General features: G+C 66.4%; 15 protein-coding genes and 1 riboswitch. Of the genes, 8 read left to right on the top strand and 7 right to left on the bottom strand.

Annotation, left to right across the window (positions count from 1 at the left end; translation table 11 throughout):
• Positions 1–11: 11 nt before the first annotated feature.
• On the top strand, positions 12–776 hold the full coding sequence (locus WKW80_RS13215; protein WP_340364011.1) for an enoyl-CoA hydratase/isomerase family protein: 765 nt from the start codon (positions 12–14) through the stop codon (positions 774–776).
• Between the two features lie 7 nt (positions 777–783).
• On the top strand, positions 784–2,334 hold the full coding sequence (locus tag WKW80_RS13210; RefSeq protein WP_340364010.1) for a malonate--CoA ligase: 1,551 nt from the start codon (positions 784–786) through the stop codon (positions 2,332–2,334).
• Between the two features lie 4 nt (positions 2,335–2,338).
• On the opposite strand, the gene WKW80_RS13205 is transcribed toward WKW80_RS13210, so the two are convergent.
• The 3 genes from WKW80_RS13205 to WKW80_RS13195 form a co-directional block, all read right to left on the bottom strand.
• Entirely contained in the window at positions 2,339–2,764 is a 426-nt protein-coding gene (locus WKW80_RS13205; protein ID WP_340364009.1) for a universal stress protein, read from the bottom strand.
• Between the two features lie 294 nt (positions 2,765–3,058).
• Positions 3,059–3,397, bottom strand: coding sequence for a cell division protein ZapA (locus WKW80_RS13200; RefSeq protein WP_340364008.1), 339 nt, complete (start codon positions 3,395–3,397; stop codon positions 3,059–3,061).
• 15 nt (positions 3,398–3,412) lie between these two features.
• A complete protein-coding gene (locus tag WKW80_RS13195) occupies positions 3,413–3,628 on the bottom strand; it encodes a DUF904 domain-containing protein (protein ID WP_340364007.1) in 216 nt (71 codons plus the stop codon).
• Positions 3,629–3,736: 108 nt separating this feature from the next.
• Positions 3,737–3,992, top strand: a riboswitch (cobalamin riboswitch).
• Between the two features lie 84 nt (positions 3,993–4,076).
• Between WKW80_RS13195 and WKW80_RS13190 the strand changes: the two genes are divergently transcribed.
• From WKW80_RS13190 to WKW80_RS13165, 6 genes are all read left to right on the top strand, one after another.
• Entirely contained in the window at positions 4,077–5,939 is a 1,863-nt protein-coding gene (locus WKW80_RS13190; protein ID WP_340364006.1) for a TonB-dependent receptor domain-containing protein, read from the top strand.
• Positions 5,939–6,805 (top strand): ABC transporter substrate-binding protein, encoded by an 867-nt coding sequence (locus tag WKW80_RS13185; RefSeq protein ID WP_422822902.1) that lies wholly within the window; start codon positions 5,939–5,941, stop codon positions 6,803–6,805. Before WKW80_RS13190 ends, WKW80_RS13185 begins: the two co-directional genes overlap by 1 nt.
• Complete coding sequence (locus WKW80_RS13180; protein WP_340364005.1) at positions 6,802–7,791, top strand: FecCD family ABC transporter permease; 990 nt, start codon at positions 6,802–6,804, stop codon at positions 7,789–7,791. The genes WKW80_RS13185 and WKW80_RS13180 overlap by 4 nt, the downstream gene beginning before the upstream one ends.
• The gene (locus WKW80_RS13175) at positions 7,788–8,555 is read left to right on the top strand and encodes an ABC transporter ATP-binding protein (RefSeq protein WP_422822898.1); all 768 of its coding nucleotides are present in this window, start codon (positions 7,788–7,790) and stop codon (positions 8,553–8,555) included. The genes WKW80_RS13180 and WKW80_RS13175 overlap by 4 nt, the downstream gene beginning before the upstream one ends.
• 330 nt (positions 8,556–8,885) lie before the next feature.
• The gene (locus tag WKW80_RS13170; protein ID WP_340364004.1) at positions 8,886–10,358 is read left to right on the top strand and encodes a cobyric acid synthase; all 1,473 of its coding nucleotides are present in this window, start codon (positions 8,886–8,888) and stop codon (positions 10,356–10,358) included.
• On the top strand, positions 10,355–10,903 hold the full coding sequence (locus WKW80_RS13165; RefSeq protein ID WP_340364003.1) for a histidine phosphatase family protein: 549 nt from the start codon (positions 10,355–10,357) through the stop codon (positions 10,901–10,903). The genes WKW80_RS13170 and WKW80_RS13165 overlap by 4 nt, the downstream gene beginning before the upstream one ends.
• 12 nt (positions 10,904–10,915) lie before the next feature.
• On the opposite strand, the gene WKW80_RS13160 is transcribed toward WKW80_RS13165, so the two are convergent.
• The 4 genes from WKW80_RS13160 to WKW80_RS13145 all read right to left on the bottom strand — a co-directional run bounded on the left by WKW80_RS13160 (position 10,916) and on the right by WKW80_RS13145 (position 14,076).
• On the bottom strand, positions 10,916–11,752 hold the full coding sequence (locus tag WKW80_RS13160; RefSeq protein WP_340364002.1) for an Ivy family c-type lysozyme inhibitor: 837 nt from the start codon (positions 11,750–11,752) through the stop codon (positions 10,916–10,918).
• Between the two features lie 72 nt (positions 11,753–11,824).
• Positions 11,825–12,472: an endonuclease III gene (gene nth, locus WKW80_RS13155; protein ID WP_340364001.1), complete on the bottom strand. Its 648-nt coding sequence runs from the start codon at positions 12,470–12,472 to the stop codon at positions 11,825–11,827.
• The gene (locus WKW80_RS13150; protein ID WP_340364000.1) at positions 12,469–13,812 is read right to left on the bottom strand and encodes a type II toxin-antitoxin system HipA family toxin; all 1,344 of its coding nucleotides are present in this window, start codon (positions 13,810–13,812) and stop codon (positions 12,469–12,471) included. Before WKW80_RS13150 ends, nth begins: the two co-directional genes overlap by 4 nt.
• Before the next feature lie 3 nt (positions 13,813–13,815).
• Positions 13,816–14,076 carry a helix-turn-helix domain-containing protein gene (locus WKW80_RS13145; RefSeq protein ID WP_340363999.1) on the bottom strand — a complete coding sequence of 87 codons (261 nt, stop codon included), beginning with the start codon at positions 14,074–14,076 and terminating at the stop codon, positions 13,816–13,818.
• Between the last annotated feature and the right edge of the window lie 117 nt (positions 14,077–14,193).

Below are 14,193 nucleotides of genomic sequence, written 5' to 3'. Positions count from 1 at the left end.
ATTGATTTGGGATGAGCGGTTCTGTTGACCTGCGGCGCGAAGGCGCCATTGCCTTCGTGACGCTGTCGCACCCCGGCCGCCTCAACGCCATGTCTCGCGCCATGTGGCTCGGGCTGCGGGCGAGATTCGCGACGTTGTCGGCGGACGAGGCCTTGCGCTGCATCGTCGTGCGCGGCGAGGGCGGGGCTTTTTGCGCGGGCGGCGATATTTCGGAGTACCCGTCGTTTCGCTTCGAGGAGGACAGCCTGCGCGCCTTCCACGAAGACGAGGTGTGGGCCGCGTTGCAGGCAATGCTCGATTGCCCGGTGCCCATGGTCGCGCAGATCGAGGGCGCCTGCATGGGCGCTGGCATCGAGATCGCAAGCTGCTGCGACATTCGGCTGGCCGCTGCGTCCGCGAAGTTTGGCGCACCCATCGCAAAGCTCGGTTTTCCGATGGCGCCGCGGGAAGCTGCGCTGGTGCAGCGTGCCGTCGGCGACGTGCTGGCGCGAGACATGTTGCTGGCGGCTGGCGTGCACGGCGCGCAACGGCTCTACGATGCGGGCTTTCTTCTGCAAGTGCTGCCCGACGCCGACTTGCCCGCCGCCGTGCTCGCCCATGCGACCCGTGTCGCCGCGCTCGCGCCCGCGGCCGCCAGGCTCAACAAGGCCACGTTTCTTGCGCTGGGCCGGTCCGCAGCGTCAGACCTTGTCGCGACCGCCTACCTCTACGCCGACTCGCCTGAGCACCGCGAAGGCATCGCCGCTTTCCTTGCCAAACGATCTCCCGTTTTTTGAGACATCCATGACAACGACAAACGCCAATCTCTTCGCAGCCTTGCGCGCTGCCTTTCCGGCCGATCTCGACGATGTTGCCGTCGAAACCGACGGCGGGCTTTTCTATTCGTGGCGCGACCTGGAGCGGGCCACCGCGATGATCGCCAACCTGCTCGACGCACTGAAGCTCGAACCCGGTGCGCGCATCGCGGTGCAGGTCGAGAAGTCGGTCGAGGCGATGTTGCTTTATCTTGCAACGCTGCGTGCCGGCTATGTGTTCCTGCCGCTCAATACGGCCTATCAGAGTGCGGAGATCGAGTATTTCATCGGCAACGCGGAGCCGGCCGTCGTCGTGTGCACCAGCGACAACGCCAATTGGGTCGGCGCGATTGCGCAGGCCGCCGGCACGCGCCACGTGTTCACGCTCGACGACGACCGCACCGGCTCGCTGCTCGACTTCGCGGCGCAGTGCAGCGACCAGCACGCCATCGCGCACAAGGCCGAGGACGACATGGCCGCCATTCTCTACACCAGCGGCACCACCGGCCGAAGCAAGGGAGCGATGCTGACCCATCGCAACCTCCTGTCGAATGCCGAGGTACTGAAAGACTATTGGGGCTGGAAGGAGGGCGACGTCTTGATCCACGCGCTGCCCATCTTCCATGTGCATGGCTTGTTCGTGGCGCTGCACGGCGCATTGCTCAACGGCAGCAGGATGCTGTGGTTCGGCAAGTTCGAGCCCAAGCGCGTGGTCGCGAAGTTGCCCGATGCGACGGTGTTCATGGGCGTGCCGACCTTGTATGTGCGAATGCTGGCCGAACCCGGGCTCACGAAAGAAGCGGTGCGCAACATGCGCCTGTTCGTCGCTGGCTCGGCGCCGCTGCTGATCGAAACCTTCAACGAATGGCGTGAGCGCACCGGCCACACCATCCTCGAACGCTATGGCATGAGCGAAACGGCCATGCTCACCTCCAACCCCTACAACCCGGTGCAGGGCGAGCGGCGGGGCGGTACCGTGGGCTTTCCGCTGCCGGGCGTGCAATTGCGCGTGATGTCGATGGAAGAGGGCGCCGATGGCCGCGAATGCACTACCGACGAAATCGGTGCCATCGAGGTCAGCGGCCCCAACGTCTTCGCCGGCTACTGGCGCATGCCCGAGAAAACGCGCGAGGAGTTCACGCATGACGGCTTCTTCAAGACCGGTGACGTCGGCAAGATCGATGGGCTGGGCTACGTCACCATCGTCGGCCGCAGCAAGGACCTGATCATCAGCGGCGGCTACAACGTCTACCCCGCCGAGATCGAGGGCTACATCAACGAACTGCCAGGCGTGGCCGAAAGCGCCGTCGTCGGCGTGCCGCATTCGGATTTCGGAGAGGTAGGCGTGGCCATCGTCATTGCCAAGTCCGGTGCGACAGTCGATGCCGAGGCAGTGCTGGCTACATTGAAGACGCAGCTGGCCAATTTCAAGATTCCGAAACGCTGCTTCGTGGTGCCCGAGTTACCGCGCAACAGCATGGGCAAGGTGCAGAAGGCCCTGCTGCGCGAGCAGCACAAGGGGCTGTTCAGCCAGCGCTGACGACCTACTGAACCAGCATCACCGAGATGTTGGTTTCGGCGACGACCTTGGTGGTGACCGAGCCCATCAGCGCGCGGCCGAAGATCCCGTGGCCGTGCGTGCCCATCACGATCAACTCGGCGTTGGCGGCGGTGGCTGCCTTGAGGATTTCCTCGGCCGGGTTGCCGTGCCGCAAGTCGAGCGTGTAGCCTTCGATCTTGTGTTCTGCCAGGCTGACCTTGACCGGGTCGATGACCTTGCCGCTTTCCTCCGCGTAGTAGCCATCGAGCACGTCCCTGCCCAGGTGGCGCGCGGCGCGATGCGGAATGCCGCTGCAAACATGCACAACCACGAGCTGATGGCCATCGACAAAGGTGGACCGATGCTTCGCCAGGTAGTCGATTGCCTTCTGCGTGTGCTTGCTGCCGTCGACCGCGATCACGATTTTCATGTCGATCCTCTTTCGATTTCCCTGGCTGAAAGGGACCGACGGCCCCGTTGGAGGGGCCGCCGATCGCTGAATAGGTGTCTGCAGTGGGGGCGCCGGACCCGCATCCTGAACCAGGGTTCAGGTGGGCGAGGGCAGCAAGGCTTCGGGTTCATCTGACGCGAGATGATCACGCCCGCCAAGCGATGTACCAAGCCCGGCTCCGGAGAGCATTGGAACAAGGAAATATTAAGCCCGACGCGTACTGCAGACAGTGCGGATTTTACGCCCGCGATCCTGTCGCGGCGGCCCTAAATTTCAGAGCAAATGGCCATCGCCGGCCAGTACCTGGTCGAGTCGACGAATGAGTTGCGGCAAGCGTGGATCGGTGGTATTTGCATCGTCCGCCGCGGGCGTTGGTGCAGGTGCGGCGGCGGCCTGGGCTGCGGAGGCGGCCTCGGCCTGCACCAGGTCGAAGGCCAGATTCAACGATGCCAGCACTGCGATGCGGTCGCGTGCCTTGACCTTGCCGGCATCGCGGATCTTGCACATGGCGGCATCGACCCGCTCGACTGCGCTGCGCAATTGTGCTTCTCCGTCTTCGGGGCATCCGAGCAGGTAGCTCTGGCCCATGATCTGAACTTCGATCTGCTTCATCGTCTCGTTCTCGAATTATTCCGTAGCGGGTGGTTCTTCCGGCAGGCGCTCGAGCATCGCGTCGATGCGCGTGCGCGCTGCTGCGAGTCGCGACTTGAGCGCATCGCGTTCCCGCGTGAGCGCCTCGACCTGTTCCTGCAACAGCGCGTTGGTGCGTTGCACCTCTTCATGGCGTACGAGCAATCGTTCGACTCGCTCGGCAATCTGGTCGATGGGGCTGGGGGCGGACATGGCTGGGGATTGTATGTGGCCCCCAGCGCGCTGCCTTGTGTGCCTTGCCACCCGGAGAGCGGGGAAAACACTGCCTTCCCGGAGCCATCTGGCGGGTGCCGCCGTGCGCCTAAAATCCGGCGCGTTGGTGCTCGCGCCGTGGTTCACGCGGCGCAGTTCAACGGGAAGCAGGAGTCGACGCCGTGTCACCGGCCGACGCCACCTGCGCTGCCCCCGCAACGGTCAAGCAGACGGTGCCCGAAGCCCAGGCTTCTGACGCCACTTTCATTCCTCAAAGCCACTGGGCGCCCTGAAACAGGCGCCTGGGAAGGCGGGTGAAAGAAGCGCTGCCAGCCCGGATACCGGCCAACGAGGCGGCTGCCTGCGCAAGCAAGGCGGCCATACGCCCACCCGCTGGCGGGGAAGCCGGTGACGGGCATTTGTCTGCGAGTCTTTCTTCCTTCTCATCATGATTCCCTGCGAAACCACCTTTCGGGCACCTGCGCGTGTTTCGGCCATCACGCTTGCGCTCGGCGCGCTCACGATGCTGCCCGCGCATGCGCAGCAAACCGAGCCCCGAACGCTGCCTGAAACCGTGGTCACCGCCACGCGCACACCGACCCGCGCCGACCAGCTGGTGTCCGACGTCGTCGTCATCGACCGCGCGCAGATCGACGAGTTGAGCGAGCGCACCTTTCCCGAGTTGCTGGCCCGCACGGCTGGCGTGCAGGTTGCTTCGAATGGCGGGTCCGGCAAGTTGAGCAGCGTGTTCATCCGGGGCACCGAGGCGCGCCACACCATCCTGTTGATCGACGGGGTGCGCTACGGCTCGGCGACGGCGGGTACGCCGATCTGGGACAACATTCCGGTCGACATGATCGACCACATCGAAGTGGTGAAGGGACCGGCCTCGGCGCTCTACGGCAGCGATGGCGTGGGCGGCGTGGTGCAGGTGTTCATGCGCAAGGCCCAGCCGGGCGACCCTGCATTCGTGCCGCGCGCATCGGCCACGATCGGCACGCAGGGCTATTCGCAGGAGGGGCTCGGCATGAGCGGGGCGGAAGGTGGGTTCACCTATTCGCTGGACGTGCAGCACACGCGCGACAAGGGGTTTTCGGCAACCAACGCCAACGTGCCCTTCGGCCTTTTCAACCCGGATCGCGACCCGTTCACCCAGGACGCGGGCAGCCTCTCGCTTGGCTACCAGTTCAACAACGACTGGAAGCTCACCGCGGGCGCGGTCTATGCCAATGGCGAGAACCACTATGACGACGGCCCCAACCGCGATACCTTCGGCATCGTGCGTACTCAAACCCAATACGTGGGCCTGCAGGGCAAGGTGATGGACAACTGGACGACGCAGCTTCGCGTGGCGCAGGGCATCGACCTGACGCGTGCGAAGGTCGCGGATGCCTTCAGCGTGCCCGGCCTGTTCGAAACCACGCAAAATCAATTCAGCTGGCAGAACAATGTGGCAACGCCGATCGGCGTTGTCATCGCAGGCCTGGAGCGCAACGTGCAGAGCGTGGAGAGCGACACGGCCTATGCCGTCACCAGCCGCTCCATCAACTCGGCCTTCATCGGGTTGAACGGCAATGCCGGTGCGCACAGCTGGCAACTCAACGCGCGGCGCGACGAGAACTCGCAGTTCGGCGACCACGACACCTGGTTTGCCGGCTACGGCTACCGCATCTCGCCGAACTGGCGCGTCAACGCGTCGTACGGCACGAGCTTCGTCGCACCGTCGTTCAACCAGCTCTACTACCCGTTCTTCAGCAACCCCAGGCTGCTGCCCGAGGAAGGGAAGAACGCCGACATCGGCATCACCTGGACGCAGGGCGCTCACAGCGTGAAGCTGGTCGGGTTCGACAACAAGATTCGCGGCTTCATCACGAACACCACGATTCCCCAGAACGTCCCGCGTGCGCGCATCCAGGGCTGGACGCTGGGCTACGACGGTACCTTCGATGCGCTCGGCGTGCATGCAAGCTACGACAGCCTGGACCCGCGCAACGAGCTCACCGGCAAGATGCTGCCGCGCCGTGCCAAGGACCAGGTCAACCTGGGCGTCGACTATTCGACCGGCCTGTGGAAGTTCGGCGTGACGGCGCTCTATGTCGGCCAGCGCTACGACGACGTTGCCAACACGGCTTCGACGCGTCTCGGCAGCTTCACCACGGTCGACCTGTTCGGCGAATACAAGTTGACACCCGACTGGACACTGCAGGCGCGCGTGGCCAACCTGTTCGACGCCACCTATGAAAGCGCCTATGGCTATAACCAACGTGGGCTGAGCGGCTTCCTGACGGTGAAGTGGTCGCCGCGCCGATGATGTCGCGGCTGCTGTGCCTCATTGCGCTGTGCTGGCTGACGTGGCCGGTGCACGCGTGGAGCGCGGTCAGCCTCGTCGACGACCGTGGCGTTCAGGTCACGTTGCCGCAATCGCCGCAGCGCATCGTGTCGATGCTGCCGTCGTTGACCGAAACCGTTTGCGCGCTTCACGCATGCGAGCGGCTGGTCGGCGTCGACGCCTATTCGAACTGGCCGGTGTCCGTGCAGGCGCTGCCGCGCGTGGGCGGGCTCGAGGATGCGAACGTCGAGCGCATCGTTGCGCTCAAGCCGGACCTGGTGTTGCTGGCCAAGTCCGCTCGCGTGACGGACCGGCTGGAGGCGCTCGGACTCAAGGTGCTGACGCTCGAACCCCGGTCGATGAAGGACATGGAGCGTGTGCTGGGGCAACTCGGCCGCGTGCTCGACAGCGAGGCTGAGGCGACGACGCTCTGGCAGCAGATCGACGGCGGCTTGAACCGCGCCGTCGCCGCGCTGCCCGCGGAGGCGCGCGGCAAGCGCGTGTACTTCGAGGTCAGCAGCGGGCCCTATGCGGCCAGCGAGTCATCGTTCATCGGCGAGACGCTGGCGCGGCTTGGCGCCGCGAACGTCGTGCCCGGATCGCTCGGGCCGTTTCCCAAGCTCAATCCCGAGTTCGTGGTTCGCGCCGACCCGCAGGTCATCATGGTGGGGGACCGCAATGCGGTGGCCTTGGCGGGGCGTCCCGGGTGGGAGCGCATCGATGCGGTGAAGTCGGGGCGCATCTGCGTGTTCACGCCGGCGCAGGGCGACGTGCTCGCGCGCCCCGGACCGCGCATGGCCGAAGGGGCCACCATCATGGCGAACTGCCTGAAGGACAAGTTCAAGTGACCAAGCCCGGGTTCGCCGTTGCGATCGTCGCCGTGAGCCTCGTGCTGGGACTCGTGGGCGTCAGCATCGGCAGCACCGGGTTCGAGAGCGTATTGGGCGCGTCGAGCGACGCGACTGCCATGCAGATCGTGCGGGACATCCGGCTGCCGCGCACCGTCGGCGCGTGGCTCGCGGGTGCACTGCTGGGGCTGGGCGGTGCACTGGCGCAGGGGCTGTTTCGCAACCCGCTGGCCGACCCCTATCTGCTCGGCAGTGCATCGGGCGCGAACTTCGGTGTGTCGTTGCTGCTCGTGGTGCTGGGCACATCTTCTGCGCTCGGACCTGCGGCGGGGGGGTGGGCTGCGCGCCTTGGCATGACGGGCGCCGCCTTCGTCGGCGCGGTCCTGGCCGTGCTGCTGACGCTGAGCCTGGCGCGCGGCGTGCAGCAGACGCTGCGTCTGCTGCTGGCCGGCGTCGTGGTCGGCATGGTGCTGGGAGCGGCGAGCGCGCTGGTCGTGCTGTGGGTGCCCGACATCATGCGGGCGATGCAGGCATTCATGCTGGGGACCACCGGCTTTCTCGGCTGGCCGAACGTGACGCTGCTGGCGGGTGCCTTGGTGCTATGCCTGCTGCCGTCGATCGCGTTTGCGCGCGCGCTGGATGCACTCACGCTGGGCGAGGCCAGTGCGGCCAGCCTCGGCATTGCCTTGCCACAGGTACGCGTCGCGCTGGTGGCTGCGCTGGCGCTGGCCACTGGTACGGCTGTCGCGCAGGTGGGGCTGGTGGCCTTTGTCGGGCTGGTCGCGCCGCATCTGGTGCGCGGCGTGGTCAAGCCGACACACAGGTGGCTCGTGTGGCTCGCTTCATTGATGGGCGGTGCATTGCTGCTCGCGGCCGACGTGCTGGCGCGCTGGCTCATGGCGCCGCAGGAATTGCCCGTGGGTGTGGTGACGGCCCTGCTGGGCGGCGGCTATCTGTTGTGGCTGATGCACAGGAGGGCGCTGTGACGACGGTTCCCGCGTTGGCTGCGCAGCGGCTTCAGGTCTCGTTGAGCGGACGGATCATCGTGGACGTCGAGGCGCTCGCATTGCCCGCGGGCCGCTGGACCGCTGTGGTGGGCCCCAACGGCGCCGGCAAGACCACCTTGCTGAAGGCGTTGGCGCACTTGCTGCCGGTGCAAGGCAGCGTGCAACTCTGCGGGCGCCCCATGGAGGATTGGCCCGCCAAGGCACGCGCCCGAGCGCTGGCATGGTTAGGCCAGGGCGAGCCCGGCGCCGACGACCTGCTGGCGCACGACGTTGCGATGCTGGGACGCCTGCCGCATCAGCCGTGGCTCGCCGCGCCGAGTGCGGCGGACCATTTCGCCGTCGAGCGTGCGATGCGCAAGACGCAGTGTTGGGATTGGCGCGACAGGCCGTTGGGCCGGTTGTCCGGCGGCGAGCGCCAGCGCGTGCTGCTGGCGCGTGCGTTTGCCGTCGAAGCGGAGGTGTTGCTGATGGACGAGCCGCTGGCCAATCTCGACGCACCGCACCAGGCCGACTGGTTGCTCGTGGTGCGCGAACTGGTAGCAGCTGGTCGAACGGTGGTGAGCGTGCTGCATGAACTCGGCATGGCGCTGCACGCCGACGAGTTGCTTGTGCTGCAGCGAGGCCGCATCGCGCATCAGGGCGCGAGCGCAAACCCCGACACACATGCAGCACTGCGGGACGTGTTCGACCACCGGATCGAGATCCACGAGGTCGCCGGCCAGTGGGTGGTCGTGCCGCGCTGAAGCGGGCACGGCTTTTGCGCAAGTTCAGAAAACGCCGAAGACCTTGAGCAGGATGATCACGCCGATCGGCACGCCGCAAAGCCAGAGGATGATGCTTTTCATGAGGTGCTCCAGGTAAGTTTGAGTACCCTGGAATCTCGCCTGCGATGTATGTCGTTCGTGCAGGATGGCGCACGCGCTTCGGGTGAGCGGGGGACTACACCTTTGTCCGTAAGACATTGCCTCTACTGGTGCAACGGCCCTGCACGTACGATGATTCCAATCCTCCATGCCCCTTAGTTTCATGCTTCCTTCATCGTCTTGCGCATTCCATCGCGCCGGGGTTTCGCCTTGACTGCGCGCTGCGTCATGGTGCTCGGCACCACCAGCGGCGCCGGCAAGAGTTGGCTCACCACGGCGTTGTGCCGCTGGCATGCGCGCCAGGGCTTGAAGGTCGCGCCGTTCAAGGCGCAGAACATGAGCAACAACGCGCGCGTGGTGGTGGGCGGCGAGATCGGCAGCGCCCAGTACTTTCAGGCACTGGCCGCGGGCGCCACGCCGGATGTGCGCATGAACCCGCTGCTGCTCAAGCCCGAACGCGACACGCACAGCCAGGTCGTGCTGATGGGGAAGGTGAGCGAATCGCTCTCCGCATTGCCGTGGCGAGGCCGCAGCGAAAAGGTCTGGCCGCACATTTCACATGCGCTGGACGAGCTTTGCGCCGCGAACGACGTGGTGGTCATCGAAGGCGCGGGCTCGCCGGCCGAGATCAACCTGATGGGCAGCGACATCGTCAACCTGCGCGTGGCGCGGCATGCGGGCGCGCGCTGCCTGCTCGTCACAGATATAGACCGCGGCGGTGCGTTTGCGCACCTGTACGGCACCTGGGCGCTGCTGCCTGAAGAGGATCGGGCGCGGCTCGCGGGTTTTGTGCTCAACAAGTTCAGAGGCGACGCCGCACTGCTGGCCCCGGCGCCGCAGATGCTGCAGGACATGACGGGCATCCCGACCGTGGCAACGCTGCCGATGTGGTGGCAACATGGGCTGCCGGAGGAAGATGGCTTGTTCGATGACCGCACGTCCGCATCCCAACCATTGCCCTCGGGGGCGAGGGTGGAGATCGTCGCGGTCGTGGTGTATCCGCGCATCAGCAACCTCGATGAGTTCCAGCCGCTCAAGAACATTCCAGGCGTGCGGCTTCGCTGGGCGCGCAGCGCGGCCGACCTGGCCGATGCCGACACGCTGATCCTGCCCGGCTCCAAGCACACCAGCGGCGACCTTGCCTGGCTGCGCGAGCAGGGGCTGGACCGGGCCATTGCCGCGCACGCCGCAAGGGGCGCGCGGGTGCTTGGCGTGTGCGGCGGCTTGCAGATGCTCGGTGAAGCACTGATCGATCCGCACGGCATCGATGGCAATGGCCCCGGCCTGGGCTTGCTGCCGGTGGTGACGCGCTTCGAGCGCGACAAGACGGTGCGGCACCGCACCGCCAGCTTCGGCGTACTGCGCGGGCCGTGGAGCGCGTTGTCGGGAATCTCGATGCAGGGCTACGAAATCCACCACGGCCAGACCCTCGAGCACACCGCGATGGCGGCAGCCGGCGCTCATGCGCATGCCGTGATGGCCGACGGACTGGCCTGGCAGAACGATGCAGGCAACGTGCTCGGCATCTACCTGCACGGCTTGTTCGAGGACCCGACGGCATTGCATGCGCTGTTCGGCGCAACGGCCCCGACGCTGGACAGCGTTTTCGATGGCCTCGCCAACTACATTGACCGGCACTTCGACGCAGGCGTTCTGCGTTCGCTCGCGCTGCAAGCACCATGAAGCTCTGGCTGTTGCGCCATGCACAAACCGACGCCGACCCCGGCGTGTGCTTTGGCTCGACCGACATCAGCGTGCCGCCCGAGGCCACGCATGCGCTGGCCCGGCAGGTCGCGCCCCTGATTCCCGCCGACGTGGTGGTGAGTTGTTCGCCGTTGCAGCGATGCGCCGACCTGGCGCTGGCCATCGAAGCCATCCGGCCGGAGTTGGCGGCCAGTGCCGACACCCGGTTGTCCGAGATGGATTTCGGCGCGTGGGAAGGCCGCGAATGGGCCGCGATTTCGCGCGCGGAGTTCGACGGCTGGATCGGCAACTTCGCGGACGCCCATCCCGGCGGCACCGGCGAGAGCACGCGGCAGTTCATGCGGCGCGTGGGCGACGCGTTCGACGAATGGCAACTCTCGGAGCGCGACGGCTTCTGGATCACTCACGCGGGCGTGATGCGCGCCACGCAATTGCTGGCGCGCGGCATGCGCGTCGCGATGCGCGCCGATCACTGGCCGCAAGCGCCGATCGACTTCGGCGAGTGCCTCATGGTCGAGCTCTGATCGGACCGTTGTTCAGCGACTTTGCTGTCGCCACTGGGCTTTCCACAGCCGCCGCAACTCGGTGGCGACGACTGGCGGTGGATTGCCCACCAGCGTGTCGCGGCTCAGGCGATGGACCAGCGCGAAGACCACGCCAGTCTCGGGCGCGTAGAGCTGGACGGCATTGTTGTCGAAGCAGTCGTGATCCTTGCAGAAGGCGTTGAACGCATAGCGCGAACCCGCCACATTGACCCATCGCGGCGGCGGCGCCGGCCCGTTCATCTGCGCGAGCCAGGGTTCGCGGGCATCCGGGCCGAGCGCCCTGCGCCAGATGGCGCTGAAGCGTGGCGAGGCAATGGCCACGTCGACACTGCCGCCTGCCGCCGCCGCGGGCGGGGCGGGTGGGGGTGGCGTCGCAGCCTTCATTTGTTCCGCAGCCGGGTTGCATGCGCGATAGTGCAGTGCCTGCAAGCGCGGGCCGAGCGCGGCTGCTGTCTTCGGGCCGGCGTTGATTTCAATGAAGCGGCCGCGTGTGTCGTGGTAGATGATGAACAGCAGCTCGGAGCCGCCCCGTACCTCGCTCATCAAGGCGATTTCGTAGTTGCGCGGCGGTGAATTGCCGAAGTAGCTGGCCGTGGCTTGCGGCCGGCTGCCGGTGAGCCGCTGGCCGTCGCGTTCGACCAGTAGTCCGTCGGCTTCGACCCGCAGCCGTGGCGCGGCCGGATTGGCGCAATCGGCCGACCAGATGCCACCGTAGAGTGCCAGCACATCCGGCGGCAGGCGCTGTGCCCGGGCCGGCATGGCAGCCGTGGCGCAGAGCAAGCCGGCTGCCAGGGCGGCGAATGCACGATGCGTCGGGAGGGAAGCCACAGGATTCTCCTGAAGTACCTCCGCGAAGCGTACACGCGAATCCTTCGCGCGGGGCTTCGAGGCAACCGGCTCTCAACCGGCTCCCGGCGTCGGCGTCTTGGGCTTGAAGTCGCAATACGCCGCCACCGCGCACTGCCAGCACTGCGGCTTGCGCGCGATGCAGACGTAGCGTCCGTGCAGGATCAGCCAGTGGTGTGCATGCAGCCGGTATTCGGGCGGTACGCGCTTCTCGAGCTTCAACTCCACCTCGAGCGGCGTCTTGCCTGGGGCAAGGCCGGTGCGGTTGCTCACACGGAAGATGTGCGTGTCGACCGCCATCGTCGGCTCGCCGAATGCCACGTTCAGCACCACGTTGGCGGTCTTGCGGCCGACACCCGGCAAGGCCTCGAGTTCGGCCCGCGTGCGCGGCACCTCGCCGCCGTGCCGCTCGACCAGCATGCGGCAGGCTTCGATCAGGTGCTTCGCCTTGCTGCGGTAGAGGCCGATGGTCTTGATGTAGCCCTCCAGTCCTTCGACGCCCAGGTCGAGGATGGCCTGCGGCGTGTTGGCCACCGGATAGAGCTTGCGCGTGGCCTTGTTCACGCCCACGTCGGTGGCCTGCGCGGACAGCAGCACGGCGGCCAGCAACTCGAAGGGCGTGCTGTATTCGAGTTCGGTCTCCGGCGTCGGGTTGGCGGCCTGCAGGACGGCGAAGAAGGGGGCGATGTTGTCTTTTTTCATGGGGATCGTGGTGAGCGCGGCAGTCCGGATTCGAAGCGTTGGCATTGTGCGAGGACGCCGGCCTGCACGGTGCGCCAGACGCGCTCCGGGAAAGTTGCGGGCAACTCGCGTTCGACCTTCAGCAGGGCCTCGGGCGCGTTGCGCACCAGGCCCAGCATCTTCTCGAACGCGTCGTCCACGCCCGATTGCATGGCCAGCGCCTGCCAATGGCGTGCCTGTATCGCTGCCAGCGCGTAGTGCACGTTCTTCGACCGCAGCGCCATGGCGAGCCTGGCTTTCTGGAACGGCACCTGGCTGGCTCCCTTGCCGATGATGGGCCATGCCGAGAGGACGTCGTACAGCGGCGTCATGGCATAGCCCCCGCCGCGTTTCAGGAAGACGGAGAAGTTCTTGGCATGGCCGTCCGTGGCGGCAAGCAGCCAGAAGGCCAATTGCGTGAGCACGAATCGCCGGCGGTCCGCCCGCGCGTCGTCGCTGGCGGCGAGCAGCGAGAGGCAATCCTGCATGCCGGGGCCGCCGTCGCTCTCGTACTTGAGCCGGGCGGGTGTGGCCGTGGCCTGGCAGAAATCTTCCTGCGGCAGGCGGGCGATCCAGCGGCCGTTGTCCATCCAGCGCCGATCGAAGCGCTCCACGACCAGCGCCTTCTGATCGCCGAAACGACCCATCTCCGTGCGGGCCACTTCGAAGCCGAGCGCCGCCATGACGCGTGCGCAAAGCCATTCGTTCTCGACCGAGTCGCTCATGTTCGCGCGCATGTTGCCCACCAGGCCCAGCGGCAGCTTGAGGATGTGCGTGGTGGGTGTGGCGCCATGCGGGCGATGCCAGCCGTCGCCGATGCGCAGCAAGGCGGTTTTCTCCTGCGCGCCGGCGATGGAGATGCGAAAGTCGCCTTCATCGCCGGCCGTCTGGCCCAGCACCGGATCGGCCGTGACGTTGCGCAGCGCCTGGGCCACCTGTGCCTCGGTCAGCGGCTCGCTGTCGATCCGGTCGAAGGGTTCGGGCGCCTGGCCTGCCGGCAGCAACTGCACGGCACCCACGCAATCGCGCCCGATCGCGGCCAGCAGGTCGGCGGCCTCGACGCTGGCAGCGCGGAAGCGCCGGCGCAGGCGTTCCCGGATGCGGTCGCTGTCGGGCAGCAGGTTGTCGAAGTAGCTCTCGACGGCAGGGCCGCGCAGTTCCTTGGTGCCGGCGGGTATCGGCAGCGAGAGGGATAGCGCGCGCACGTTCGGAGAGCGCAGCCAGGCGTCGTCATAGCGCAGCGCCGGCACGCCGGTGCGCGTCCAGTACCAGGCGCCGACATATTCGCCGTTCATCCATACGTCGAGCTCAGGGTGCGCCACGGGTTACCAGTCCGCCGGCGGCATTTCCGCGGTCATGACGGTGGCGGCCCCGGGCGGGACCAGCAGCAGCCGCGCATCGAGCGCATGAAGCAGTTGCATCAGTTGCGCGACGCTGACCGCCCCGGGGTTCTTCTCGATGTCGGCGATGCGTGTCTGCCGGACGCCAATGCGCGCGCCCACCTGCGCCTGCGTCAGCTTCTGCGATTGGCGCAGCGATTTCAGGTGTGTCGACAACTGGGCCGGCGAGTGGAGAGGGATGTTCATGAATATCGCCTCAAGGTAGTGAACGCAGAATATCGCCTTAAGGCGATGCTGTCAAAATATTGCCCTAAGGCGATATTCACTGCGGCCGATATTCGCCACAATGTCAGCCCCGAACGC

Origin of the sequence: Variovorax humicola (genome assembly GCF_037889915.1) — a bacterium.
GTDB classification, from domain to species: Bacteria; Pseudomonadota; Gammaproteobacteria; order Burkholderiales; family Burkholderiaceae_C; genus Variovorax; species Variovorax humicola.
This window is presented reverse-complemented; position numbering and strand designations above follow the sequence as displayed.